The following is a 25,811-nucleotide window of genomic DNA, read 5'->3' as shown; positions in this document are numbered from 1 at the left end:
TCAGGCCGTGGCGAAGGTCAGCTCAGGGCCGGTCTTCTCGCGCAGCTCGTCCTCGGTCACGCCCGGCGCGAGCTCGCGCACCACGAGGCCGTCCTGCGTGACGTCGATGACGGCGAGGTCGGTGATGATCCGCTGCACGACGCCGAGTCCGGTGATGGGCAGGTCGCACTCCTCGACGATCTTGTGCGAGCCGTCCTTGGCGACGTGCTCCATGAGCACGATGACCTGCTTCGCGCCGTGGACGAGGTCCATGGCCCCACCCATGCCCTTGACCATCTTGCCGGGGATCATCCAGTTGGCGATGTCCCCGGCGCGCGACACCTGCATCGCACCGAGGATGGCCGCGTCGACCTTGCCGCCGCGGATCATGCCGAAGCTCGTCGCGCTGTCGAAGTAGCTCGCACCGCGACGGATCGTCACCGTCTCCTTGCCGGCGTTGATGAGGTCGGGGTCGACGGCGTCCTCGGTCGGGTAGGCGCCGACGCCGAGGATGCCGTTCTCGGACTGCAGGACGATCTCGACGTCGTCGGGGACGTGGTTCGGCACGAGCGTCGGCAGGCCGATGCCGAGGTTGACGTAGGCGCCGTCCTCGAGCTCGCGGGCCGCGCGCGCGGCCATCTCGTCACGGGTCAGGGCCATGTCAGAGCTCCTTCTTGGCGGCCGGGTCGGCCTCGGGGTCGGTGCCGGCGGGACGCACAGTGCGCTTCTCGATCCGCTTCTCCTTGGCCTGTGCGGCGGTCAAGGGAACGACGCGCTGGACGTAGATGCCGGGCAGGTGGACCGCGTCGGCGTCGATCTCACCGGGCTCGACGAGCTCCTCGACCTCGGCGATCGTCACGCGCCCCGACATGGCACAGAGCGGGTTGAAGTTGCGGGCCGACTCGTGGAAGACGAGGTTGCCGTGGCGGTCGCCCTTCGCGGCCCGCACGAGACCGAAGTCCGCGACGATGCCCTCCTCGAGGACGTAGGTGCGCTCCTCGCCGCCGAGGGCGAAGGTGCGCGTCTCCTTCGGGGGCGAGGCGAGCGCGACCGAGCCGTCCGCGGCATACCGCCACGGCAGGCCACCGTCGGCGACCTGGCTGCCGACCCCCGTGGGAGTGAAGAACGCGGCGATGCCGGCACCCCCGGCGCGCAGGCGCTCGGCGAGGGTGCCCTGCGGCGTGAGCTCGACCTCGAGCTCGCCCTCGAGGTACTGGCGCGCGAACTCCTTGTTCTCGCCGACGTAGGAGGAGACCATGCGCCGGATCTGCTTCGAGCCGAGGAGGATGCCCAGGCCCCAGTCGTCCACGCCGCAGTTGTTGGAGAAGACCTCGAGGTCACGCACCCCCTTGGCGTGCAGCTCGGCGATGAGAACGCTGGGGATGCCGCAGAGTCCGAACCCGCCGACGGCCAGGCTGGCGCCGTCGGTCACGTCCTCGAGAGCCTGCGCGGCGGAGGAGACGACCTTGTCCATGGCGGTGACTCTAGCCACCTCGTCGAGGTGCCTGCCGAGCCGGTATGCCGTCCGCGCGCCGTGTGGAGATCGTCCTGAATTTTCAGGCGAGCACCGGAAAATCTTCACAGTCAGGCGGGGTCAGGCGAAGTACATCCGTGTAATTTGCGGCCCATCACTTGCGGAACGGGTGTGACCAGTGGGACAACTGTCACGCAAATGAGTCTGGTGTGACCTCTGTGACGGGAAATCGTGACGGCTGGGGGCCAACCCGACCCGCACCCCTGAACCGCCTCGCCCGAGGAGCCCGACGTTGACGCGCACGCCCCTGCCCACCGAGTCCCAGCCGCAGCCTTCGAGCCCGACCACTCGGCCCGTCCGTGCGCTCGGCGCCGTCACGGCCTCCCTGGTGACGATCCCCATCGGCATCACCCTGACGGGTGGGTCGGCCGCCGCCGCGGTGCCGACCGCCGTGCCGTCGCCACCCAAGCCGTCGGTGTCGCTGCCGGCCGAGCTCGACTTCGCCCCGAAGTACCAGGAGGGCTGGCGCTGCCTCAGCGGTGACCTGCCCGGTCCGACGGCCTTCGCACAGCTGCTCAACGCGACCTACGGCCGCCACGTCTACGGGATCAACCGGACCTGTGCGGCCGAGCACGGTGAGGGCCGCGCCCTCGACTGGATGGTCAACGCCAACGACCCGAACGGCCTCGCGGTCGGCAACGCCATCACGCGCTGGCTCTCGGCCCCCGACAGCCAGGGCCGCCCGGGCGCGATGGCCCGGCGCCTCGGCATCAACTACATCATCTGGAACCGCCAGCAGTGGCGCTCCTACGACCCGGCACGCGGCTGGGCGGCCTACACCGGCTCCTCGCCGCACACCGACCACATCCACATCTCGTTCACGTGGGACGGCGCCTACAAGCAGACGTCGTGGTGGACCGGCAAGGCCCTCACCTCGGTGCGCTACACCGGCCCGACGAGTGGCGCCACCTCGCCGGTCCCTGTCGCGCCGCCGCTCACGGCGACGGGCTATCCGCTGCTCAAGCGCGGTGACACGGGCAAGGACGTCATGCTCGCCCAGGGCGTCCTCGGCATCACCAAGGACGGCTCGTTCGGGCCGATGACCGAGTCGACGCTGGCCTCGTGGCAGTCCCGCCGGGGCGTGCCGGTGACCAAGCAGCTCGACAACGCGACGTGGACCAAGATGATCCAGCTCGGCCTCGTGCCGGCCCGCAACGGCGGCAGCTCGACGACGACGAGCCCGCTGTCGGCCTACGTCAACACGGTGCTCCAGCGCGGCTCGCGCGGCACCGCCGTCATCGCGCTGCAGAAGGCGCTGCGCATCACCGCCGACGGGTCGTTCGGCCCGGCGACGCAGGCAGCGGTCATCGCCTTCCAGAAGTCGAAGGGCATCAGCGCCACGGGTGTCGTCGCCACGGCCACGTGGAACGCCCTCATCGCCGCGACCGCGACGTCACCCACGGCGCACCCGCTCGCGCCCTACGCGACGACGACGCTGCGGCGCGGGTCGACCGGCGCGGCCGTCGTCGCCCTGCAGAAGGCGCTGCGCATCACCGCGGACGGGTCGTTCGGCCCGGCGACGGAGGCCGCGGTGATCGCCTACCAGAAGTCGAAGGGCATCAGCCCCACCGGCGTCGTCGCGACGTCCACGTGGAACGCCCTCATGGGGCAGACCTCGACCGGCACGCCCACGACGACGACCCCGCCGGCGACGACCTCGACGTCGACCGAGTTCACGCCCTACAAGTCGACAGTCCTGCGTCGCGGCTCGACCGGCACGGCGGTCAAGGTGCTCCAGTCCGGGCTCGGCGGCGTCGCGGTCGACGGCGCCTTCGGTCCGGGGACGCAGTCGCGCGTCATCTCCTTCCAGAAGTCCGTCGGCCTCGCCGCCACGGGCGTCGTCGACCGGGCGACGTGGGACAAGGTCGAGCTCAAGGTCCACCCGCTCCTGCCCTGGTGGAACACCGTCGCCAAGCGCGGCAGCCGCGGCTCGAACGTCGTCGCGCTCCAGAAGGCGCTGCGGATCACCGCGGACGGGTCGTTCGGCCCGGCGACGGAGGCCGCGGTCAAGGCCGCCCAGACGCGGGCGAGGATCGCCTCGACCGGTGTCGTCGCGACGCTGACCTGGAAGGCCATCGAGAAGCAGATGTGACCGAGGCGGGGGCGGCGCCGGTCACGGCCCGGTGCTGCCCTCGACCTCGGACCTGTGGGCCAGCACGTCCGCGGGTGCATCGCCGCGGCTGAGGACGACGGAGCCGCCGGCCGCCCAGAGGCCGAGCGCGGTCCGGAGGAACTCCGCGGTGTCCGGGGTCGTGAGGTGGCGCCGCTCGCCCGGGTTCCCCTGCGCGGCAACGACCTTCGCGTATGCCGTCCGCTCGCCTGCCGCGACGAGCGCCACGTCGTCGTCGCTCGCGTCCTCCCAGGCGGCGAACTGGTCTGCGTGGGTGGAGAGTTCCCTGGCCTCGTCCATGACTCCCGTGGGAACCGGGACGGTCGCGGACCGCGCGAGGCCGGCGAGGGTGACGAGCACCGAGCCCACGCCGGCTGCGGCCGCGGCACCCGCGGTGCCGGGGTCGGTCGTCACGACGACGTCGGCCGGCCCCTCGACGTCGAGGCTGACCGTTGCACCGACCGACCAGGTCGCGAGCGCCCAGTAGGCCGTGCGCCAGTGCGGCGGCAGGTCGAGGCGGACGACCGACCCGGGTGCGGCGTCGAAGTCGTCCTGGAGGGCGTTGGCGGCCTTGCTCACCCAGTTCGACAGGACTCGGGCGGAGAGCTCGATGCGCTCGCCCCGCGTCGGGGCGTCGGTGTCGTCGTAGGTCGTGATGCGCGGGGCGGCGGCGTCGGTGCGCAGCAGCTCGGCGAGGACGTCAGCGGGTCGGGTCACCTCTGCAGGGTAGGTGCCCCGCTAGCGTTGCCGTCCATGAGCCACCCGCCGTCGGCCCACCCGACCGCTGACGAGGACCTGCCGGCGACCGTCGGTGAGCACCGGGCGGGCCGGTGGCTCCAGACGCTCGTGCTCGGGGCGGCCACCTGGGTCGTCGTCATGTCGCTCCTCGCGGTCGTCCTCGCCGGTCTCGGTGCGTGGTTCCCGTGGCTCGTCCTGCCGCTCGCAGCGCTCGCCGCGGCGGGCTGCGGCTGGTGGGCGAACGGCATACCGGCCCGTCCGCTGCCCCTGTGGACCGCTGGCCTCCTCGCGGCCGTGGCGCTGGGCGCCGGGGTGTGGACGGCGGCGACGCACTCGGAGCAGGTGCTGCCGCGTCGCGATGCCGCGAGCAACCTCCAAGCGGGGATCTCGATGGCGCAGACGCATCGCCGCGTCGTGCCCGTCGACCCCGCGTCGGTCGGCGGGCCCGCGGTGCTCGCTCTCGACGGGGTGACCCTGGCGAGCCCCGCGTTCTATGAGACCGGGACCGACGAGAAACCTTCTGTCCAGCCGCAGTTCGTCATCGGACCGGGAGCGGTGTGGTCGCTCGGGGTGTGGCTCGGCGGCCCGGCGGGGGCCATGCTGCTGCCGGCGGTCGCGTCCGCACTCGGCATCCTCGCCATCGGGTTGCTCGCGGCGCGCAGCGCCGGGGCGCGGTGGTCGCCGCTCGCGGCGCTCGGCGTGGCGCTGCTCTTCCCCGTGCTGCACACGGCGCGGGCGACCTACTCGGAGCCGTTGGCGATGGTCACGCTGGGGGGTGGCCTGCTCGCCCTCGTCGTCGCCGCCCGGGAGGGACGCGACGGCGTCGTCGGCCGAGCCGCGCTGCTCGCGGGCGTCCTCGTGGGCGGCACGGCGCTCGTCCGCATCGACGGGCTGCGCGAGACGATGCTCCTCGTCCCCGTCGCGGCACTCGCGCTGGCGCAGGGGCAGCGGTGGCCGCGGGCCACGCTCGTCGGCGCCGGGCTGTCGACGCTGCTCGCGTTCGGGGCGGCGCTGTGGCTGTCGAACCAGTACCTCGGGACGATCGCCGCCAGCCTCGTCCCGCTCGTCGCCCTCACCGTGCTCATGGCGCTCGCCTCAGGAGCGCTGCTGTGGTGGCAGCGCCGCGGAGCCACTGTGCCGCAACACATCTCGCGTCACCTGCCGGATGCGCTCGCTGGCGTGGTCGTCCTTGTCGGGTTGTTCCTCGCGAGCCGGCCGCTGTGGCAGACCGTGCGCCAGTCGCCCGACGACCCCGGCTCGCGGGTCGTCGCCGGGCTTCAGCTGCGCCAGGGCCTCACCGTCGACGGCGGACGCACCTATGCCGAGCAGACCGTCGTGTGGCTGTCGTGGTGGGTCGGCGTCCCGGCCCTCGTCATCGCGCTGGCCGCGCTCGCCTGGGCGGTCCGGACCGCCACGGCGCGGTGGACGCGTGGCGAGGTGCTGCCGGCGTGGACCGGACCGCTCCTCGTCGCTGCCGGGTCGAGCGTCCTCACCCTGTGGCGACCCGGGATCACGCCGGACCACCCGTGGGCGGAGCGGCGCCTGCTCATCGTGCTGCCGTTCGTCGTCGTCCTCTGCGTCGCGGCAGCCGCGTATGCCGTCCGCCACCTCTCCCGGCGCGCTCCCGTCGGCGTTGCGGCCACCGTCGGTGCCGGGCTGTCGCTCGCGATGCTCGTCCCGACGGCCGCCGCGACCTGGCCCCACCGGGCGGAGCGGGTCGAGGCGGGCGCGCTCGCCGCGGTCGAGGGGGTGTGCCGGTCCTTCGAGCCCGGAGACGTCGTCCTCGCCGTCGACTCGCGCGCCGCGAACGAGTGGCCCCAGGTGCTGCGCGGGCAATGCGGCGTCCCGTCGCTCTCGACGACCCGGGCGCTGCAGCAGGACCCGGCGCGCCTCGCGCAGACCGTTGCCACCATCGGGGCAGCCGTCCGCGCGAACGGCGGCCGGCTCGTGCTCCTCGCGGCCGAGGGTCCGCAGGCTCTGGAGGCGTTGCAGGCAGACGGGGTTCGTCAGGTGAGCGACACCTTCGTTGCCGAGGACGAGCGGCTGCTCGAGCGTCGTCCCGACGGGCTCGCGCCAATCTCCCTCGAGGTCTGGACGGCGCCGGCGCCGGCGCCGGCAGCCGCGCCCGAGGGCTGAGCGGGCGTCAGCGGCTCACGAGATCGGCAGGCAGTCGGCGCTGCACCGCGCCGTAGGCCACCGGGTCGGCCGCGACGATGATGCCGGGCTGGGTCGAGCGCGGGCCGTAGTCCGTGCCGTCGAAGTGGCCGACGTGCCCACCGGCCTCGGAGACCATGAGCGAACCCGGCGCGTGGTCCCATGCATTCGAGCGGCTGTAGAGGACGTAGTCGACCTCGCCCTGGATGAGCTTGGGGTAGTCGACGCCGCAGCAGACCCATGACGGTCGCAGCGCCGGCAGGTCGGCGAGCTCGTGACCGCGCAGGGACCAGATCGAGGTCGCCCCACGTGGCGGGGTGCCGTCCGCGACCGGCTCACGGGTGACCTTCTCGCCGTTGCGCTCGACGCCTGCGCCGCGCTCGGCGACCCAGGCGACGCCGTGCTCCGGCTGCCAGATCCACCCGCGGACGGTCTCGCCGCCGCGGGTCTCGGCGACCATGACGGCGTGGTCGGGGGAGCCGTGGACGAAGTTCTTCGTGCCGTCGACGGGGTCGACGGTGAACGCGTGGTCGGCGGCGAGGTAGCGCTCGAGCACGCTCGGGTCGGCGGCATGCGCCTCCTCACCGAGGACGACCGCGTCCGGGTATGCCGTGAGCAGCGCCTCCGTGAGGAGCACCTCCGCCTCGCGGTCGGCGACCGTGACGAGGTCGCCGGGGTTCTTCTCGATGACCTCGCCGTCGGCGAGGGCCCGGAACCGCGGGGTGATGACCTCGGCGGCCACCTGCTTCAGGAGGTCGAGCACGGCTGCTGTGTCCACGGACACACACATTCCCACACGAGGTGCGCGGACGGCATACCGGCCCACGCGCCGACACCACGGAGGGCAGCGGGGCGGTCAGTCGGCCGGACGCACCGGCTGGCGCAGCACCGTCCTCAGCCGTTCGGGCGGGACGCGCCGCGGGTCGCCGAGGTAGACCTCGTGGTGGGGCCCGTTGAACGTCAGCCCGCGCTCCGGCATGACCGTGTCGTGCAGCCGGGCCAGGGTGGGGCCCTCGTCGTCGTAGCTGCCGACGTGGAGGATCTGCAGGCTCGGGCCCTCCGTGAGCTGCCGGACGTCGACCCGCTCGAGGGGCAGCGCGGGCTTCTTCGCCCGCGCCGCGGCGACACCGGCCGCGAGCGAGTCCGCCGCGACGGCGGCCGGCAGGTGGATGAGCATCGTCCAGTCCCACTCCGCCTTGCGCCGGTCGACGAAGGCCGTCGGGTCCGCGCTCGTCCAGAGCCCTTCGAGGGGGCCGACGACGAAGTCCAGGCCGACGGCCTTCGACGCGAACTTCACGGCGTATGCCGCGCTGTATAGCGCCTGCACCGCGGCGGCGTGGTCCTCGCTCACGTTGGGGTCGCCGTGGCCGTCGACGGCGAGGTAGGTCAGCGTCGGGACGTCGACGAGGACGAAGTCGTCGGGCTTCGGGGCGTAGAGCTCGCGGTACTCCTTCTTGACGTCGATTGTCATCGCGACCTCCGCGTGCCGGTCTGCCAGTCGAGCGACCACGACGACATGCGCACGGCGATGACGACGCTGATCGACACGAGCGCCGACACCAGCACGGGCAGCTCGAGGGTGCGCAGGACGTAGTAGGAGACGCAGCCGGGGAGGGCCGCGAGGACATAGAACGAGCCCGGCTTGAAGTGCTCGGGCGTCGTGTTGATGAGGACGTCGCGGATGAGTGCGCCGCCGACCCCGGCGACCACCCCGACGAAGATGCACGAGATGACCGGCAGGCCCACGGTCATGGCGCGGTCGGTGCCGAGGACCGAGTAGAGCGCCAGCGACATCGCGTCGAGGAGCGTGAAGGCGACGTCGCGGCGGAACCGCAGCGGCCCGACGACCTTGAGCAGCGGAGCGACGAGCACGCCGCCGACGAAGGCCGACGGCAGCAGCCACGGGGACGTGAGCGCCCGGACCGGCACCTGGAGGAGGAGGTCGCGCAGCAGGGCGCCGCCGAGCCCGCCGATGACGGCGAGGAAGAGCACGCCGACGATGTCGAACCCCTGGCGCCGGGCCGCGAGCGCGCCGGCGAGGCCGCCGAACCCGACGGCGACGACGTCGAGCCAGACGGGGATGGCCAGCGAGCTCACGCGCACAGGCTAGTGCGCGGCGGCACGCGCCCGGCGGGCGCGACGGTGGCCGGACGGTGCTCGCGCGACGGGTACGCTCGGCAGCGATGAACGAGCACCCCGAGACCGAGCTCATCCCCGCCGCCCCGACCGAGCGCATCGCGGTCCGCTCGGGCGAGCTGGCTGGCAGCGGCGACGACCCGAGCGCCCGGGGCGGCACCCACCGTGACCCGCGACCGGCGGTGCTCGAGGACGGCTCGCCCCGGCCCTACGTCACGATCGTGCTGCCCTGCTACAACGAGGGTGCCCACGTCCTGCGCGAGATCGACCGGATCACGGCCGCGATGAACGCCAGCGAGTTCACCTACGAGCTGCTGTGCATCGACGACGCCTCGACCGACGACACCCTCGAGGTGCTGCAGCAGGCGGCCCGGGACTTCGCCAACATCCGGGTCATGCCGTTCCGGCGCAACGGCGGCTCCGGCACCGCGCGACGCATCGGGACACAGGCGGCATACGGCGAGATCGTCGTGTGGACCGACGCGGACATGACCTACGAGAACGAGCGCATCCCCGAGCTCGTCCGCATCCTGCGCGACGACGCGAGCTACGACCAGGTCGTCGGCGCGCGCACGACCGAGGAGGGCACGCACAAGTGGGCCCGGGTCCCCGCGAAGTGGTTCATCCGCAAGGTCGCCGAGTGGCTGACCAAGACGAAGATCCCGGACCTCAACAGCGGCCTGCGCGCGTTCCGGCGCGAGGTGTCGCTGCCCTACCTGCGGCTGCTGCCGGCGGGGTTCTCGTGCGTCACGACGATCACCATCGCGTTCCTGTCCAACCAGCACGACATCAAGTACGTCGACACGAAGTACGCCAAGCGCGAGGGCGTGAGCAAGTTCCACTTCGTCCGCGACGCCTACCGATACATCCTCCAGGTGCTGCGGATGGTCATGTACTTCGACCCGCTCAAGGTGCTCATGCCTCCGGCGCTGTGGCTCATCATCATCGGGGTCGTCAAGGGCATCGTCGACATGGTGCGCCACCCGTTCTACTTCCCGGCCAACACGGTCCTGCTCTTCGTGAGCGGCCTGATGATCGCCTCCCTCGCCCTGCTCTCCGACCTCGTGGTGAGGTCCAGAGACGGTGTCTGACAAGGGAACTCGGCCCGAATCAGTGACGGAGGCGGAGGGGGCCGGCTCGGGCGGGTCCGGCCCGGCGTCGCTGCGGCTCGCCGTCGTCGGACCGACCCACCCCTACAAGGGCGGCGTCGCCTCGCACACGACAGAGCTGTGCCACGAGCTCGCCGAGGCGGGCCACGACGTGACGCTCGTGTCGTGGAGCCACCTCTACCCCTCGCTGCTCTACCCCGGCGAGCAGGCCGTGCCCGGGGGTGCGCCGGACGTCGAGCCGTTCCCGCGCACGATCCGCGCGCTGTCGTGGGCGCGGCCGGACACGTGGGTGCGCACCGGCCGGCGGCTGCGCGGCATGGACGCGATCATCGTCGTCCACGTCATCCCGCAGGCGGTGCCCTCGCACCTCGCCGTGCTGCGCGCGGCCGGTGTCGGGCGCACGTCGAGCAGCGGCCTCGGGCCCCGCTCGATCGTCATCACCCACAACGTCCTCCCGCACGAGTCGAGGCCGGGAGACCGCCAGCTCATGGAGGCGCTGTTCCGCCGCGTCGACTCCGTCGTCGTCCACTCCGACTCCCAGGCCAAGCTCGCCACCGAGCTCGGCGCCGGGCACGTGCGCGAGCTCGACCTGCCGCCCCACCTGCCGGGCGGGCCGCCGGAGCCGCACGTCGACTCGACGGGTCCGACACGGCTGCTGTCGCTCGGCATCGTGCGCGATTACAAGGGCATCGACCTGCTCCTCGACGCCCTGCGCGACGTGCCAGACCTGCGCCTCACCGTCGCGGGGGAGATGTGGGGCGAGAGCGGGCGCCGCGTCAAGGAGCTCGCCGCCGACCCGCGCCTCGAGGGCCGCGTCGAGGTACACGGCGGCTACGTGCCCGCCGACCGGATCGCCTCGCTCCTGGCGCACCACGACGTCCTCGCCCTGACCTACCGGCACGCCACCGCGTCGCAGAACGTCCTCCTCGCCAACCGCCACGGCCTGCCCGTCCTCGCCACCCACGTCGGGACCTTCGGCGCACAGGTGCGCGACGGCGTCGACGGCCTGCTCGTCCCGCCGAACGACCGGGCCGCGCTCGTCGAGGCGCTGCGCCGCCTCTCCGACAGGACGTATGCCGCACAGCTGCGTTCGCAGGTGCGCCCACCCGACCTGTCGGGGCCGTGGGCGCACTACGTCGGCGGGATCGAGGCGCTCGCGAGTGCCGAGACCGATGCCGCCGGCGACCTGCCCACGGCCGAGCCGCCGCCGGACACGCCGGTCCAGCGGGCCAAGGACCTCGTCACCGCGGCTCGGCTGCGGCGCCGCAAGCGGGTCGACCTGCGACCGGCCGACCTGCCCGAGTGGGTGCGGCCCTCCGACGCCCTCGCCCTCGACGCGGAGGCGCTCGATGCCCAGGCGCTCGCGCGCGAGCTCGGCCTTCCGCGCTGCTCCGACGCGGTCGCCGCGTGGGCGGCGCTCGGCGCGGTCGCCGCGGTGCTGCGCATCGGCGACGACGGGCGCCGGGCCGGCGTGGTCGTCGACGAGTCCGGCACCCGGTCGCCGTTCTCGAGGTGGCTGCGCACGCTGGGCTTCGCCCCGGTCGAGCTCGAGCTCACCGGGCGTCGGACCTCGGTCGAGGTGCTCGACGTCGACACCGCGAGCCTCGACGTCATCGCCCGGCTGCACCCGGGCGGGTGCGGGGCCGACGACGTCGACCACGCCGTCGGCCAGGCGTCGTGGGCGCTGCGCTCCGGCGGGCTGCTCGTCATCACCATCCCCATCGGCGACGACGACCCGCAGTGGGCGATCCGGCCCGCCGACGTGCGCGGCATCATCGCCCGCGCCGACGACCTCGGGCTCGTCCTCGTCGGCGACTTCGACGGCGACATCACCGAGCGGCTGCGCGAGGCCTCCGCCTCGGCGCGCGAGGTGCGCGCGACGACACCGGCGGGCCGGCGCGCAGGCGCGGCACCGGCATACGGGATCCTGCGACTGACGTTCCGGCGCAAGTGAGGCGGTGAGCATGAACCGCAGCCGCCTGCTCGACGTCGTGCGGATCGTCGTCGCCGCGCTCGTCCTCGTCGCCGTCGTCGTCGCGGTGTGGCGCAACTGGAGCGAGGTGTCGTCGCACCTGCACGAGATCGCGGGTGCGCGTCTGCTCGGGGCGTTTGTGCTGGCGCTGCTCGCGCCGGTGTTCTCCTACCTCGGCTGGCGGGTCCTGCTCAACGACCTCGGGACCCGGCTGCCGCTGCCGGCGGGGGCGAGCGTGTTCTTCGTCGGGCAGCTCGGCAAGTACCTGCCCGGGTCCGTGTGGAGCGTCGTCGCGCAGGCAGACATGGCGGCGCGGCTCGGGGTGCCGCGCCGGCGCACGGGCGTCGTCGGGCTGCTGTCGATCCTGCTGTCGGTGCTCACCGGAGCGATCGTCGGGATCCCGGCGGTGCCGCTGCTGCTCGCGCGCACGGGGGAGGTGCGGTCGCTGTGGTGGTTCGCACCGGCCGTGCTGTTGGTGCTGCTGCTGTGGCCGCGGGTGCTCAACTGGGGCATCGCCCGGGCGTTGCGGATCCTCCGGCGCGAGCCGCTCGAGCACGAGCTCACCGCGCCCGCGATCGGGCTGACGACACTGTGGTTCGTCCTCGCGTGGCTCGCGGCCGGGCTGTCGATCCTCGCCCTCGCCGACGCGATGGCGCCGGAGCGGTCGGTGACCTCGATGGTCGTCACGTCGATCTGCGGGTTCGCGCTCGCGTCGGCCATCGGGATGTTCTCGGTCATCGTGCCGGCCGGGGTGGGGGTGCGCGACGGCCTTCTCGCGGTGCTGCTCGGGGCGCTCATGCCCTTCCCGGCGGCGTTCACCATCGTCGTCGTCGCCCGCTTCTTCAGCGTCGTCGCCGACGTCGTCGTCGCGGCTCTGGGATGGTTGTGGGCGCGCTCGCACCACCTGCTCGGTGCGCGCGCCGAACGCCGGAAGGAGGTGGCGCCATGACCGACCGCGAGGAGCAGCTCGCCTATTCCGAGCTCGTGGACAAGATGCTCGACGAAGAGGCGCGCCGCACCAAGGCCGCCAAGCTCATCTCGGTCATCTCCCACGGCCTGGGTCGCAGCGCGTCCGACCCCGGCGGTGCGCTCGCCGGTCTGACCGCCGTCGACGTCGGCTGCTCGGCCGGGTTCATCGCCGACGAGCTCGCCCTCGCCGGGGCGCGGACGACGGGCGTGGACATCGACGAGCCCGGGCTGGCCAAGGCGCGCGAACGCTTCGGCGACCGCGTCGACTTCCGGCTCGCCCGCGGCGAGGACCTGCCGTTCGAGGACGGCTCGGTTGACGTCGTCGTGCTCAACCACATCTACGAGCACGTCGTCGACCCCGACGCCGTCGTCGCCGACATCCACCGGGTGCTCGCACCGGGCGGGGTGCTCTACCTCGGGATCGGGCACCGGTGGCAGGTCATCGAGCCGCACTACCGGCTGCCGTTCTTGTCGTGGCTGCCTCAAGGGGCGGCGGACCGGTACCTGCGGCTCACCGGCAAGGGCGAGCACTACTACGAGCGGTATGCCACGCCCGCCGGGCTGCGGCGGATGTTCGCCGACTTCGACGTCTGGGACTACACCCTGCCCGTGCTCGCAGATCCCGCCGCGTTCTCGGGCGGCGACGTCATCCCCGAGTGGGTCGGACGGCTGCCCGAACGCGCCCTCGCGGCAACGCTCCCGCTCGTGCCCACCTATGTCTGGCTGGCGTTCAAGTCGCCGGCCACTCCCGCGGGGCCACCCCTGCGCGTGTCGCCCCGGCACGTCGGATGACGGGTCACGGAGACCTCGCGTGACCCCGCCGGACGACGGGCAGCCCACCGCGCCGTCGGCGCCGCTCGAGCGGACGTTCCGGTCGGCTCGGCCTTTGCAGCTCGGTGCCGTCGTGTCGACGTTCCGCCGCGGTGCCGGTGACCCGACGTCGTGGAGCGACCGCCTCGGGACGTGGGTCTTCGCGTGGCGGGTGCCGACGGGGCCGGTGACGCTGCGGCTGCGCCAGCGGGCGGGTGACGGCGACGTCGTCGCGCAGGCGTGGGGCGAGGGAGCCGAGTGGATGCTCGACCGGCTGCCGCGACTGCTCGGTGAGGAGGATGACGACTCCGGCTTCGTCGCACACCACAACATCGTGCGGGAGGCTCGTCGCCGGTTCGCAGGCTGGCGGGTACCGTCGTCCGGTCTTGTCGTGCAGTCGCTCCTGCCGACGATCATCGAACAGCGCGTCACCGGCAAGGAGGCGTTCGCGGCATACCGGATCCTCGTGCGCCGCAATGGAACTCTCGCTCCCGGACCCGGTGGGGAGCTGCGCCTCGTCGTCCCGCCGGAGCCGTCAGGATGGGCGCGGATCCCGTCGTGGGAGTGGCTGCGCGCGGGCGTGGACGGTGCTCGGTCGAGGCCCGCCGTCCTCGTCGCCTCGCGGGCCGGGCGGCTCGAGGAGTGCGCCGCCCTGCCGGTCCTCGACGCGCGTCGGCGGATCGAGTCCGTGCCTGGTGTGGGCCGCTGGTCGAGCGCCGAGGTGGCCCAGCGGGCGCTCGGTGACGCGGACGCGGTGAGCTTCGGCGACTACCACGTCGCGAAGAACGTCGGGTGGGCCCTCACCGGCACGCCCGTCGACGACGAGGGCATGGCCGAGCTGCTCGAGCCGTACGCCGGTCACCGCTACCGCGTGCAGCGGCTCCTCGAGCTCAGCGGCGCGATGCGGCCGCGCCGTGGGCCGCGGATGACCCTGCCGACCCACCTGCCGAGGTAGGGCCGCCGGTCAGCCTCGGCCGGGGATCGTCGTGGGGTCGGGCACTGACGTGCGGTTGGGCTGTGTCGTTCGGTCCGGCATCGAGGCGACGAGCGCGGCGGCGCCGGCCACCGACCGTCCGGCACGGCCGCGGCCATCGCCTCGGCGAGCAGCTCCTTGCGTCCCGACGTCGTCGTCGCGAACCGTCGCAGCTGTGCCTCCACCGGTCGGCCTACCCAGGCCTGCTGGCGCCGGAACGCCTCGAACGACCCGTCCAGCCCGAGGTCGCCCAGCACCGCGCGCACGCCGCCGACCCCGAGCGCTCGCATGAGCTCGTCCTCGAGGTCGCGGCGGCACACCTGGAACCCCAGCTCCGGCAGGGTGTCCGCCGTCGGCGTCCCCGCCAGCCCGAGCGGGGCGGCGTACCGCTCCAACGCGCGCACGAAGAACCCCGCCTCGCCCTCGTCGCACAACCCGAGGACCCGCGGCCGGACGGGCAGCTCGGCGAGAACGCCGAGGTGGCGCCGGATGTTCGTCGCGCCGCCCATCGCGACGAGCCGGCAGGGTTCGTGCTCGGGGCGGATTCCCTTGCGGGAGCGCAGGGTTCGCACCGCGGCGACATCGCTGTCGCCCTCGAGCAGGACGACGACGGGGGAGTGCTCGCCTGCCGTGGTCATGGCACGAGCCTGACCGGTATGCCGTGCGTTCGCCACCGCGTTTCGCCGCACCGCCGCGTGCCGCGAACGGTGTCCGTGTCGCGGTGGGACGGTCAGGCGTCGCGCGGCACGAGGGTCGCGGTGACGGTGTGCTCGCCGGTCGGGATGCCCCAGGTCGTCACCGCGAGGTCCTCACTGGCGGCGGCCACCTCGAGCCGAGTCGCCAGCCGTCCGAGGCCGAACGGGTCGGTCGCGCCGAGCATCACCGTGGCCGAGTCGGCGGTCGTCTGCACATCGGCGCTCGCGTCCTCGTCAGCAAAGAGGGTGAGGGCCACGACGCGCCCGACCCGCGTGGGCCACGGCTCCGGGGTGACCGAGCGGATGCCGACGGCGTGCGAGTCGGAGGACCCCGGGTCGATGCCGAGTGCCGCGCGCAGCGCCTCGACGTGGCCGAGGGCGAACCAGTCGCCGGGACCGGTGCGCACGAGCGACCTTGCGCCGGAAGGGAACTCGCCCGGATCGCCGGGGTTGCTCGGGTCGCCCAGGTCGCCGGGGTTGCTCGGGTCGCCGGGGGTGAACCAGTCCTCGGGCAGCCCCCGCACCACCGCTGCCGCGACGCCGTCGGACTTGCCCTTGACGAGATCCGCGGCGGCGGCGACCTCGTCGGCCACGGCCCGAGCCGTCACCGACAGGACCCGTCCGTCGGCGTCCGTCGTCCCGCGGTGGTCGAGCAGGACCCGCAGTCCCGCCGCCCCCAGCGCGAAGTCCGTCAGCCCGGCCCGCCACGGGCGTCCGGCCGTGTCGCTGAGGACCACCGCGAGAGGCGCCGCGGACGGCATACCGGCACCTGCGCGCAGCGCAGCGAGGAGCTCGCGCGCGCACCCGTCCGGGTTGCGCGGCAGGAGCAGCAGCTCGCCGGACGGGCCGGTGTTCGACGCGTCGACACCGGCCGCGGCCATGACCGGACCGGCAGCCGACTCGACGACTCGCGTGACCCGGTCCCCGGCGTGCCGCTCGGCCACGACACGCACCGTCTCGGCGGCGACGACGCCTGACTTGTCATCGCCAACAGCCTTGAGCCCCAATGATTTCGAGACGACCTTGCTCGACACGACGAGCACGTCCCCGGCAGTCAGGCCGCCCTTGACAGACCTCGCCACCCCCGCCAGCAGCAGAGCCGCCAGGTCGTCGCCGGCCATGACCTCGGGCACCCCGAGGACGGGCACGACGGTGATCGGGCGGGTCACCGCCGGACGCGATCCGCGAGCTCGAGCAGCGAACCCGCGATCGACGCCGTCGCCTCCACGTCCGTCATGAGGAGGGGTGCCGGGTGCATGGCCGTCGTCACCCCGCGCACCGACACGTCGGCGTCCGCGGGGTCGACAAGCCACCCGTCGAGGAAGTCGGCATAGAGCCCCGCCACGGCGGCGCTCGACGACTCGACGCCGATCGCCGAGAGGCACGCATCGGCATGCCCGCGCACCGGCCGCCCGGAGATGAGCGGCGACACCCCCACGACGGGAGCAGCGGTGCCGCGCAACGCATCTCGCACGCCGGGCACCCCGAGGATGATGCCGATCGACACGACCGGGTTGCTGGGCGGCAGGACGACGACGTCGGCCTGCCGGATCGCGTCGAGGACCCCCGGCGCGGCGGTCGCCCGGTCGAGCCCGGCCACGACGAAGCGCGACGCCGGCACGGCCGCCTGCATGCGCACCCACCACTCCTGGAAGTGCACCGCCCTCTGCTCACCGTCCTCCTCGAGCACGACGTGCGTCTCGACGGGGACGTCGGTCATCGGCAGCAGCGTGATGCCCTGCTCCGGCAACCCCCACCGGGTCGCGAGGCGGGCCGTGACCTCTGACGACGTCAGTCCCTGCCCGAGCCACTGCGAGCGCACGATGTGCGTGCCGAAGTCGAGGTCGCCGAGGCTGAACCACTGCGGCTCCGCCCCGTAGGCCGCCAGCTCGCCCTGGACCCGCGTCGACTCCTCCGCCCGACCCCAGCCCTGCGACTCCTCGACACCGCCGCCGAGGGTGTAGAGCAGGGTGTCGATGTCGGGGCAGACGCGCAGCCCGAAGAGGGTGATGTCGTCGCCGGTGTTGGCGACGACGGTGAGCTCGGAGTCGGGCGCCACGGCGTCGAGGTGACGGCGCAGGCCACGCAGGAAACGCGCACCGCCGACACCGCCGGCGAGGGCGGTGACGCGCAGGGGGCGGCCCGACAAGAGGGCGGGGTCACTGGGCATGATGGTCAGTCTGACCCACCCGCGTGTCGCCGCGACACGCGGTCCAGACCCGCCCGCTAGCCGATTCGGTTGTGCCGATAGCAGATTCCGGCTTGACGGATGGGGATGACACGCGTGTAATTTCATCATTGTGTCCCGGTGAACTCCGGCCCTCGCACGGGGGGACGGTCGGGGCGCAGGGTCGCGAAAAGGGTCGAGGAGGCTGCGATGCACGAGTTGACGTTGATCGACGCCATGATCGAAGAGGAGACGGTGCTCTCCTGGCAGGAGCGGAGCCTGTGCGCTCAGACGGATCCCGAGGCGTTCTTCCCCGAGAAGGGCGGTTCGACCCGTGAGGCCAAGAAGGTGTGCGTGGGCTGCGAGGTCCGCGCCGAGTGCCTCGAGTACGCACTGGCGAACGACGAGCGGTTCGGGATCTGGGGTGGGCTCTCCGAGCGCGAGCGCCGGAAGCTGAAGAAGCGCGCCGTCTGACGGCGCGCCCACCCCTGATGACGGCCATCGCATGACGCTGACGCCCGCCGCCGTGCTCCCCCCTGCCTCCGCCCCTGCGACCGGGCCGACGGTGCGGGCCGTCATCGTCACCACGGGCTCGGACACCGGCCTGCGCGCCCTCCTCGACGCGCTCGCCGCGTCGTCCACCGCTCCTGACGAGGTGACCGTCCTCGACACGACCAGCGGGGACGACGTCCCCGCGGTGGTCGCTGCCGCGTCGTCCGGCACCTTCCCCGTCGAGCGTGTCCGTCTCGACGCCGGTATGCCGGCCCGTGCGGCGCTGCAGGCGTGGCTCGCCTCGGGGGAGGTGTCCGACGAGGACCTCGTCTGGGTCCTTCCCACGGGGTCGGTCCCCGAGCCGGAGGCACTCACCCGGCTCGTGGCAGCGCACCGGCGCAGCCCGTCGGTCGGCATCGTCGGTCCCAAGCACGTCGTGGCGACCTCGCCCGGGCAGCTGCGCTCCGTGGGCATTCGCACCACCCGCTCCGGTCGCGTCATCGAGGACCCGGCTCCCGGCACCCACGACCAGGGCCAGCACGACGCCCGCCGCGACGTCATCGCCGTGCCGTTCGCCGGCCTCCTCGGCACCGCGGGGGTGCTGCGCGAGCTGGGGTGGGAGAACGGCTTCGGAGACCTCGGAGCAGACCTCGACCTCGGCTGGCGTGCCCAGCGCCGGGGGCATCGTGTCGTCGTGGTGCCCGAGGCCCGGATGCGTTCGACCGGGGCAGCCGGCCTCGCCACCGCGACCACCGGGCCGCGACGTCGGGCCGCTCGCCGGGTGGCGCTCGCCCGGGCGTCGTGGTGGGCGGTCCCCTTCCTCGCGCTGTGGGTGGCGCTGAGCGCCATCGCCTCCGGTATCGCCCTGCTCCTCCTCAAGAGACCACGTGCCGCTGCTGTGGCGTTCGCTGACCTGGGCGCCCTCGACCCCGTCCGGGCGCTTCGCTCGAAATGGCGCACTCGGGGGCCTGCGGCGGTGCGCCACCGCGACATCGCGACCGTGTTCGTGCCGGCGTCGACCGTGGTGCGTCGCGGCCTCGACCGGGCCCACGAGTCGCTCGTCGCACCGTCCGCGCTTCCGGACGAAGGCGGCACGGAGGCGGCCGAGCGCCGCTCGCTCGTCGCCCAGGTCGCGCTGCACCCCGCGGTCCTCGCGACCGTGGCGGCACTCGCCGTCGTCGTCGCAGCCGGACGGGAGATCGGCGGCGGCCTCGTGAGCCGACTCGGGTCCGGCGTCACCGGGGGTGAGCTCGTCACGACCCGGGCCACCGCCAGCAGCCTGTGGCACGCGGCCTTCGACGGCTGGAGTGGCAGCGGTCTCGGGAGCAGCGCCATCGGCAGCCCCTCACTCGCGCTGCTCGCGATCCCGACCTGGTTCGTCGAGCAGCTCCCGGGTGGCGCCGACCTCACCTCGCCGTCGGGCGCCGTCGTCGGGGCGCTCCTCGTCCTCGCCCTCCCGGCAGCGACCGTCACGGCGTACCTCAGCGCCGGCGTCCTCACCGGTCGTCGGCTCGTGCGGGGCATCGCGGCGTTGGCCTGGGTGAGCACCGGGGCTGCCGGTGCAGCCGTCGCCCAGGGTCGTCTGGGTGCCGTCGCCGCGCTCGTCCTCCTGCCCGTCGTCCTCGCCGGGCTCGTGATGCTGGCCCGCCCCACCGGCACCGCCACCGTTGCCTTCGCGACGGCTCTCGCTGCTGCCGTCCTCGGTGCCTTCGCGCCGCCCCTCCTCGTGCTCGTGGTCCTCGCCTGCCTCGCGGTGGCCCTGTGCGGCATGCCCGGGGCTCGGGGGCGGGCGTTGGTGCCCGCCGTCGTGGCGCCACTGCTGCTCGGTCCCTGGATCGTCGACGCCGTGCAGGACTGGCCGGTGCTCGCGACCGGCCCGGGTCTCACCCAGTGGGGCACGACCGTCCCCGAGCCGGCAGCCCTGGCCCTGCTCCATCCCGGTGGCGACGGCTCCACCCCGTGGTGGGTCGGCGGTCTCGTCGTCGCGGCGGGACTGCTCGGCCTGCTCGCCCCGGGACGGGTCCGCTCGGTCACGACCGGCGCCGCCCTGCTCGGCCTGGCCTCACTCGCCGCGGTGCTCGCCAGCCCCCGGGTCTCGCTCAGCGATGACGGGCTGACGCCCTGGGTGGGCACGTTCATGCTGCCCCTCACCCTGGCCCTCCTCGCCTCTGCCGTCATCGGCGTCGAGGCGCTGCGCGGCCGGGCCCGTGCCATGTCCCTCACCGGCCTCGTGGCGGTCGCGCTCGTCGGCGCCGTGGCGCTGGCCTGGTTCGGGTTCGGCAGCACGCTCGGCACGTGGACCGACCCTCGCCCCGCCGTGGCCGTCGACCAGGCCAGCGGGGACCTCGCCAACCGCACGGTCCTCGTGACCCCCGAAGCCGGCGGGGCGGCATACCGGATCGTCGGACGCGAGACCGGCGCGCTCGCGCGCACCCTGCCCCGGGACGCCGCCGCGGACGCGCGGATCGCGCCGGACGTGAGCGGCCTTCTCGACGGCAGCCGGGAGGATGCCGGCGAACGCCTCGCCGAGCAGGCCATCGGCTTCCTGGGGGTCGCACAGAGTGCCGGTGACGAGGTGACGCGCCGGCTCGACTCCAGCGACAAGCTGTCCCGCCTCGCGAGCCGGGACGGGTACGACTTCTGGCGGGTCTCCTCCGCGGGGGAGGGCGCCACCGTCCCCGTGGCACCGACGCGCCTCACCCTCGTGCGAGGAGCGGAGCGGGTCCTCGTCCCCACGACCGGCGAGCACGCCGCGACCGAGACCACCATCACCGCCCGCGCCGGGGACGTCCTCACCGTCGCCGAGCCGCCGCAGTGGGCCCGGCACGCCGAGGTGCGCGTCGACGGCCGCGAGCTCAACGCCGCCGACGACGCCGCGGTCCCGACCTACGCCCTGCCTGCCGGGGAGCACCGTCTCTCGATCGACGTGCGGACCGACCATCCGTGGTGGCGGCTGCTGCAGGGACTGGCCCTGTTCGCCGTGGCGTTCCTCGCCATCCCGTTCGGTACCCGTGCGTCGAGGAGCCGTCGATGAACCGCGCCCAGCTGCTCGCTCCGGGGCGGCTCGCCCTCACCGCGGCGGGTGCCGCCGGACTCGTCGCCCTCGCCACGCTCGCGCCGGCGGACGGCGCCCCCACCGGACCACAGGGTCCGCAGGGCGAGGGGGCCTCGCTCGCGCCAGTGAGCTCGGCGAGCACGACCTGCCCCGGCCCTGAGCTGAGCGGCGTCCGGGACGTCGACGACATCGAGGTGGCGCCCCGGCTGGCCGTCGCGACCGCGCCCCAGTCGATGCTGTCGGTCACCCCCGGTGGCGCGAGCGGCCTGGCCGCTGCGGGACAGAAGGTCACCCCGCCACCGGAGCGCGGAGCGGCAACTTCGCTGCCGCTGGCCGCCAACCGCCCCGCCACCGTCGAGGCATCCGGCGCGCTCGCGCCCGGCCTGGCCGCCGGCCAGGAATGGGTCTCGACGCGACCGGAGCTCCGGGGCCTCGCGACGGTGCCCTGCGCCGCGCCCGGGGCCGACCTGTGGCTCCTCGCCGGTGGCGGCGCCCCCGGACGGCAGGAGCGTCTCGTTCTCACCAACCCCGGTGCGAACGAGGTGACCGTCGACCTCGAGGTCCTCGGTCGCAAGGGACCGGTCGCCACGCCCACGGGTGGCACGGTCGTACCGGCCGGAGGTCGCACAGCCCTGCTCGTCGACGCGGTCACCGGCGCCGAGGAGTCACCCGCGATCCGGGTCCGGGCCACCGGTGGCTCCGTGCGTGCCGTACTCAGCGACATCTGGCTCGACGGGTCGACCCCTGTCGGTGCGGAGACCTCCCTGCCCACGGCGAAGCCTGCGACCCGGCAGGTCATCCCGGCTGCCGCCGTCGGCACCTCCGGTTCGCTGCGGATCGCGGTGCCCGGTGAGCAACAAGCCGTCGTCAGCGCCCGCATCCTCGGCAAGGACGGCCCCGTGCCCGTCCCGGGCGGAGGGGTGGCTCGCGTGTCGGGACGGTCCACCGGAGAGCTGCCGCTCACCGGACTCAAGGGCGGCACGTATGCCGTCGAGGTCACCTCGGACGTCCCGGTCGTCGCATCGCTCTGGTCGACCGGACGGGTCGGCTCCGGCCTCGGGGACTTCGTCTGGGGGGCGTCCACCGAGCCAGCGGCGGGCCTGGTCGGCGGGGCCTTCCCCAGGACCGAGGGGGTGACGAGGACGGTCTCCGTCGTCGCGTCCCGCGCCCCGGCCACGGCGGAGCTCGCGTGGCTCACCGGCGGACAGTGGCGCACCCGCAGCCTCGCCCTCGCCCAGGACACCGGGGTCACGGTCGAGCTCGGTGCCGCAGAAGCGGTGTTCGTGCGTCGGAGTGCCGGGTCGGGCGACGTGCGCGCCGGCGTCGTGTCCATGGCTGGTGTACCCGGCGCGCGGTTGGTCTCCGTCTCACCGCTCGTCGCGGCGGCGGAGGTCTCGAGGGTGAGCCGGGCCCACCCGATGCCCTGACGCCGGGCCTCCTCGGTACTCCGATGCCGGGCCTGCCCGGTGCCGTGACGCCGGGCTCTCTCGGTGCCGTGATGCCTGACTCTCTTGCTGTCGTGACGCCTTAGAGCTCGATCTCCGAAGGTGGCACCCCGAGGAGCGCCGCCACCTGCTCGGCGACCACCTCTCGCACCACCGCCCCGAGGTCGTCCGCGTCGCGCACGCGCGCCTCGACCGGACGCCGGTAGACGACGACGCGGTGCCCGACCGAGCCACCCACGGGCAGCAGCCGTCCGAGCGGCGCGGCAGGCTCCTCCCACGGCGCCGGATCGGACAGGGGCACGTCCTCCACGGCGAACTCGACACCGGCATACCGGCTCCCGAGATAGGTGCGGGCACGCTCGGCGACATCGATGACGATGTCGTCGAAGACCTCCCGGCGCGAGCGCATCGCCGGCACGGGCGGCCACGCGAGCGGGCCTCGCGGGCCACGTCCACGGCGGTCCCGGCTGCGGCCCGGCGCGGGGGAGCGGGGGCGGCTCGGGGTCACTCGAGCAGCGTACGGCGTGCCACCGCGCGGCTGTCGGAGCGGTGACCTAGAGTCCATGGGGTGAACGCGTCGAGGAAGTGCACGAAGACCGCGTGCGGCCAGCCCGCCGTCGCCACCCTCACCTACGCGTATGCCGACCGCGCCGTCGTGCTCGGCCCGCTCGCCACCTATGCCGAGCCCCACTCGTACGACCTGTGCGCGAACCACGCGATGCGGCTCACTGCACCCCAGGGCTGGGAGGTCGTGCGCCTCGACTCCGACGGGTATGTGCCGGCCCCGGAGCAGGATGACCTCCTCGCCGTCGTGGACGCCGTGCGGGAGACCCGCACTCCGCCCCCCTCGCAGTCCACCGTGGCGAGCGCCGTCGTCGGCGCCATGCCGCTGCCGGGGGAGCAGCGCCGAGGTCACCTGCGCGTCCTGCCGGGCACCGGCAGCGCCGACGCCTGACCGACCCCTCGGGGTGCCGTGCCCGCGCCACGCCCGTTGGGCGGGGCGCTCAGCGGGACGCGACGTAGTCGGCGAGGTGCTCGCCGGTGATCGTGGAGCGCGCCTGCACGAGCTCGGACGGCGTCCCCTCGAAGACGACCCGACCGCCGTCGTGCCCGGCTCCCGGTCCGAGGTCGATCAGCCAGTCGGCATGCGCCATGACGGCCTGGTGGTGCTCGATCACGATGACCGACTTCCCACCGTCGACGAGCCGGTCGAGGAGCTGGAGTAGGTTCTCGACATCGGCGAGATGCAGGCCGGTCGTCGGCTCGTCGAGGATGTAGACCTCACCCGTGTCGCCCATCTGGGAGGCGAGCTTGAGCCGCTGGCGCTCGCCGCCGGACAGGGTCGTGAGCGGCTGCCCGAGGGTGACGTAGCCGAGCCCGACGTCGACGAGCCGGGTGAGGATCTTGTGCGCCGCGGGGATGCGCGCCTCGCCTTCGCCGAAGAACTGCTCGGCCTGCGCCACGGGCATCGCAAGGACCTCGCTGATGTCCTTGCCGCCGAAGGTGTACTCGAGCACCGATGCCTGGAAACGTCGTCCCTCGCACTCGTCGCACGTCGTCGCGACGCCGGCCATCATCGCGAGGTCCATGTAGACGACGCCGGCGCCGTTGCACGTCGGGCAGGCGCCCTCGGAGTTCGCGCTGAACAGAGCCGGCTTGACGCCGTTGGCCTTGGCGAACGCCTTGCGGATCGGCTCCAGCAGGCCGGTGTAGGTCGCGGGGTTGGAGCGCCGTGACCCCTTGATCGCGCCCTGGTCGATGACGACGACGCCGTCCTGCTTCGCGAGGGAGCCGTGGATGAGTGAGCTCTTGCCCGACCCGGCGACGCCGGTGACGACGACGAGGACGCCCGTCGGCACATCGACGTCGACGTCCCGCAGGTTGTGCGTCGAGGCGCCCCGGATCTCGAGCGCGCCGGTGGGTGTACGGACCTCGTCCTTGAGCCGGGCGCGGTCGTCGAGGTGGCGGCCGGTAAGGGTGTCGGAGGCGCGCAGCCCGTCGACGGTGCCCTCGAACACCACCTCACCGCCGTCGGTCCCCGCGCCCGGTCCGAGGTCGACGACGTGGTCGGCGACGGCGATGGCCTCCGGCTTGTGCTCGACGACGAGGACGGTGTTGCCCTTGTCGCGCAGTCGCTTCAGCAGCTCGTTCATCCGCTGGATGTCGTGCGGGTGCAGCCCGATCGTGGGCTCGTCGAAGACGTAGGTGACGTCGGTGAGGGAGGACCCGAGGTGGCGGATCATCTTCGTGCGCTGGGCCTCGCCGCCGGAGAGTGTCCCGGCCGGGCGGTCGAGTGAGAGGTAGCCCAGCCCGATCTCCACGAACGAGTCGAGTGTCTCGCGCAGCGCCTCGAGCAGCGGTGCGAGAGAGGGCTCCTCGAGCTCAACCACCCACTGCGCGAGGTCGCTGATCTGCATCGCGCACGCGTCGGCGATGGAGATGCCCTTGATCTTCGACGAGCGGGCCCGCTCGTTCAGGCGCGTCCCATCGCACTCGGGGCAGGTCGTGAACGTCACCGCCCGGTCGACGAACGCACGGATGTGCGGCTGCATCGCGTCGCGGTCCTTGGACAGCATCGACTTCTGGATGCGCGGGATGACGCCTTCATAGGTGATGTTGATGCCGTCGACCTTGATCTTCGTCGGGCCCTTGTGGAGCAGGTCGGCGAGCTCGCGCTTGGTGTACTTCTTGATCGGCTTGTCCGGGTCGAAGAACCCGCTGCCCATGAAGACCCGGCCGTACCAGCCCTCCATGCTGTAGCCGGGAATCGTCAGCGCGCCCTCGCGCAGCGACTTGTCCTCGTCATAGATGGCCGTGTAGTCGAAGTCGGTGACGTTGCCCGTGCCCTCGCACCGGGGGCACATGCCGCCTTGGACGCTGAACTCGCGCCGCTCCTTGACCGTCTCGCCACCCTTGGTCATCGTCACCGCGCCGGCACCGGAGATGGATGCGACGTTGAACGAGAATGCCTTCGCCGTGCCGATGTGCGGTTTGCCCAAGCGCGAGAACAGGATTCGCAGCATCGCGTTGACGTCGGTCGCGGTGCCGACGGTCGAGCGGATGTTGGCGCCCATGCGCTCCTGGTCGACGATGATGGCCGTCGTCAGTCCCTCGAGGACGTCGACGTCGGGCCGGGCCAGCGCCGGCATGAAGCCCTGGACGAACGCGCTGTAGGTCTCGTTGATCATCCGCTGCGACTCGGCTGCGATCGTCGAGAACACGAGCGAGCTCTTGCCCGACCCGGACACGCCGGTGAAGACCGTGAGCCGTCGTTTGGGAAGGTCGATGCTCACGTCCTTGAGGTTGTTCTCGCGCGCACCCTGGACGCGGATGAGGTCGTGGCCGTCGGCAGGGTGTGTCGGTTCGCTCACGAGCGCCACGCTAGTGCGTGGCAACGGCAGCCCAGTGGTATGCCGTCGGCTCCCGTTGCTCTGCTCCTCACGCGACGCCACTGCGCGAGCCAGCGCAACGGC

Annotated in this window: 22 protein-coding genes; 11 read left to right on the top strand and 11 right to left on the bottom strand. The window is 73.1% G+C overall.

Features of this window, described 5'->3' with window-relative positions; translation table 11 throughout:
* Complete coding sequence (locus tag BCF74_RS12385) at nt 1-639, bottom strand: CoA transferase subunit B (protein WP_106298266.1); 639 nt, start codon at nt 637-639, stop codon at nt 1-3.
* A gap of 1 nt (nt 640) precedes the next feature.
* The gene (locus BCF74_RS12380) at nt 641-1,453 is read right to left on the bottom strand and encodes a CoA transferase subunit A (RefSeq protein WP_106298265.1); all 813 of its coding nucleotides are present in this window, start codon (nt 1,451-1,453) and stop codon (nt 641-643) included.
* Between the two features lie 292 nt (nt 1,454-1,745).
* Between BCF74_RS12380 and BCF74_RS12375 the strand changes: the two genes are divergently transcribed.
* Nucleotides 1,746-3,605: a peptidoglycan-binding domain-containing protein gene (locus tag BCF74_RS12375; protein ID WP_106298264.1), complete on the top strand. Its 1,860-nt coding sequence runs from the start codon at nt 1,746-1,748 to the stop codon at nt 3,603-3,605.
* A 21-nt stretch (nt 3,606-3,626) separates the two neighbouring features.
* On the opposite strand, the gene BCF74_RS12370 is transcribed toward BCF74_RS12375, so the two are convergent.
* Entirely contained in the window at nt 3,627-4,340 is a 714-nt protein-coding gene (locus BCF74_RS12370) for a TIGR03089 family protein (RefSeq protein WP_106298263.1), read from the bottom strand.
* A 36-nt stretch (nt 4,341-4,376) separates the two neighbouring features.
* On the opposite strand from BCF74_RS12370, the gene BCF74_RS12365 reads away from it, so the two are divergent.
* Nucleotides 4,377-6,497 (top strand): hypothetical protein, encoded by a 2,121-nt coding sequence (locus BCF74_RS12365; RefSeq protein WP_106298262.1) that lies wholly within the window; start codon nt 4,377-4,379, stop codon nt 6,495-6,497.
* Between the two features lie 7 nt (nt 6,498-6,504).
* Here the strand turns inward: BCF74_RS12365 and BCF74_RS12360 are convergent, their stop codons facing one another.
* The 3 genes from BCF74_RS12360 to BCF74_RS12350 form a co-directional block, all read right to left on the bottom strand.
* Complete coding sequence (locus BCF74_RS12360; protein ID WP_106298261.1) at nt 6,505-7,293, bottom strand: inositol monophosphatase family protein; 789 nt, start codon at nt 7,291-7,293, stop codon at nt 6,505-6,507.
* Between the two features lie 78 nt (nt 7,294-7,371).
* Nucleotides 7,372-7,986, bottom strand: coding sequence for a GyrI-like domain-containing protein (locus BCF74_RS12355; protein WP_106298301.1), 615 nt, complete (start codon nt 7,984-7,986; stop codon nt 7,372-7,374).
* Nucleotides 7,983-8,612, bottom strand: coding sequence for a trimeric intracellular cation channel family protein (locus BCF74_RS12350; protein ID WP_170070234.1), 630 nt, complete (start codon nt 8,610-8,612; stop codon nt 7,983-7,985). Before BCF74_RS12350 ends, BCF74_RS12355 begins: the two co-directional genes overlap by 4 nt.
* An 86-nt stretch (nt 8,613-8,698) precedes the next feature.
* Between BCF74_RS12350 and BCF74_RS12345 the strand changes: the two genes are divergently transcribed.
* From BCF74_RS12345 to BCF74_RS12325, 5 genes are read left to right on the top strand one after another with little or no spacing between them, the layout of a single operon-like run.
* On the top strand, nt 8,699-9,742 hold the full coding sequence (locus tag BCF74_RS12345) for a glycosyltransferase family 2 protein (protein WP_106298259.1): 1,044 nt from the start codon (nt 8,699-8,701) through the stop codon (nt 9,740-9,742).
* Between the two features lie 22 nt (nt 9,743-9,764).
* A complete protein-coding gene (locus BCF74_RS12340) occupies nt 9,765-11,714 on the top strand; it encodes a glycosyltransferase family 4 protein (RefSeq protein WP_106298258.1) in 1,950 nt (649 codons plus the stop codon).
* Nucleotides 11,715-11,724: 10 nt separating this feature from the next.
* The gene (locus tag BCF74_RS12335) at nt 11,725-12,681 is read left to right on the top strand and encodes a lysylphosphatidylglycerol synthase domain-containing protein (RefSeq protein ID WP_106298257.1); all 957 of its coding nucleotides are present in this window, start codon (nt 11,725-11,727) and stop codon (nt 12,679-12,681) included.
* Nucleotides 12,678-13,493: a class I SAM-dependent methyltransferase gene (locus BCF74_RS12330; protein WP_106298256.1), complete on the top strand. Its 816-nt coding sequence runs from the start codon at nt 12,678-12,680 to the stop codon at nt 13,491-13,493. Before BCF74_RS12335 ends, BCF74_RS12330 begins: the two co-directional genes overlap by 4 nt.
* Nucleotides 13,494-13,512: 19 nt before the next feature.
* A complete protein-coding gene (locus BCF74_RS12325; RefSeq protein ID WP_245889333.1) occupies nt 13,513-14,466 on the top strand; it encodes a DNA-3-methyladenine glycosylase family protein in 954 nt (317 codons plus the stop codon).
* Here the strand turns inward: BCF74_RS12325 and BCF74_RS12320 are convergent.
* The 3 genes from BCF74_RS12320 to cofD all read right to left on the bottom strand — a co-directional run bounded on the left by BCF74_RS12320 (nt 14,376) and on the right by cofD (nt 17,313).
* On the bottom strand, nt 14,376-15,122 hold the full coding sequence (locus BCF74_RS12320; RefSeq protein WP_177426660.1) for a TOPRIM nucleotidyl transferase/hydrolase domain-containing protein: 747 nt from the start codon (nt 15,120-15,122) through the stop codon (nt 14,376-14,378). The two genes, BCF74_RS12325 and BCF74_RS12320, sit on opposite strands and share 91 nt — an antisense overlap.
* 92 nt (nt 15,123-15,214) lie before the next feature.
* Nucleotides 15,215-16,348: a coenzyme F420-0:L-glutamate ligase gene (locus tag BCF74_RS12315; protein WP_106298255.1), complete on the bottom strand. Its 1,134-nt coding sequence runs from the start codon at nt 16,346-16,348 to the stop codon at nt 15,215-15,217.
* Nucleotides 16,345-17,313, bottom strand: a complete 969-nt coding sequence (cofD, locus tag BCF74_RS12310; protein WP_106298299.1) for a 2-phospho-L-lactate transferase — start codon at nt 17,311-17,313, stop codon at nt 16,345-16,347. Before cofD ends, BCF74_RS12315 begins: the two co-directional genes overlap by 4 nt.
* Nucleotides 17,314-17,556: 243 nt before the next feature.
* On the opposite strand from cofD, the gene BCF74_RS12305 reads away from it, so the two are divergent.
* The 3 genes from BCF74_RS12305 to BCF74_RS12295 are packed head-to-tail and all read left to right on the top strand — an operon-like array spanning nt 17,557 to nt 22,320.
* A complete protein-coding gene (locus BCF74_RS12305) occupies nt 17,557-17,820 on the top strand; it encodes a WhiB family transcriptional regulator (protein ID WP_106298254.1) in 264 nt (87 codons plus the stop codon).
* Between the two features lie 31 nt (nt 17,821-17,851).
* Nucleotides 17,852-20,872 carry a glycosyltransferase family 2 protein gene (locus BCF74_RS12300; protein WP_106298253.1) on the top strand — a complete coding sequence of 1,007 codons (3,021 nt, stop codon included), beginning with the start codon at nt 17,852-17,854 and terminating at the stop codon, nt 20,870-20,872.
* The gene (locus BCF74_RS12295) at nt 20,869-22,320 is read left to right on the top strand and encodes a DUF5719 family protein (RefSeq protein ID WP_106298252.1); all 1,452 of its coding nucleotides are present in this window, start codon (nt 20,869-20,871) and stop codon (nt 22,318-22,320) included. Before BCF74_RS12300 ends, BCF74_RS12295 begins: the two co-directional genes overlap by 4 nt.
* 100 nt (nt 22,321-22,420) lie before the next feature.
* Here BCF74_RS12295 and BCF74_RS12290 read toward each other — a convergent pair whose 3' ends face one another.
* Nucleotides 22,421-22,846 carry a metallopeptidase family protein gene (locus tag BCF74_RS12290; RefSeq protein ID WP_245889332.1) on the bottom strand — a complete coding sequence of 142 codons (426 nt, stop codon included), beginning with the start codon at nt 22,844-22,846 and terminating at the stop codon, nt 22,421-22,423.
* 60 nt (nt 22,847-22,906) lie between these two features.
* Here BCF74_RS12290 and BCF74_RS12285 point away from each other — a divergent pair, with 60 nt between their 5' ends.
* Nucleotides 22,907-23,293: a DUF3499 domain-containing protein gene (locus tag BCF74_RS12285; protein ID WP_106298251.1), complete on the top strand. Its 387-nt coding sequence runs from the start codon at nt 22,907-22,909 to the stop codon at nt 23,291-23,293.
* Nucleotides 23,294-23,342: 49 nt separating this feature from the next.
* On the opposite strand, the gene BCF74_RS12280 is transcribed toward BCF74_RS12285, so the two are convergent.
* Nucleotides 23,343-25,709 (bottom strand): ATP-binding cassette domain-containing protein, encoded by a 2,367-nt coding sequence (locus tag BCF74_RS12280; RefSeq protein WP_245889331.1) that lies wholly within the window; start codon nt 25,707-25,709, stop codon nt 23,343-23,345.
* Nucleotides 25,710-25,811: the final 102 nt, after the last annotated feature.

Source organism: Knoellia remsis (assembly GCF_003002895.1).
In the GTDB taxonomy this organism is placed as follows: Bacteria; Actinomycetota; Actinomycetes; order Actinomycetales; family Dermatophilaceae; genus Knoellia; species Knoellia remsis.
The sequence above is the reverse complement of the archived record's forward strand: the minus strand, read 5'-3'. Positions and strand labels throughout refer to the sequence as shown.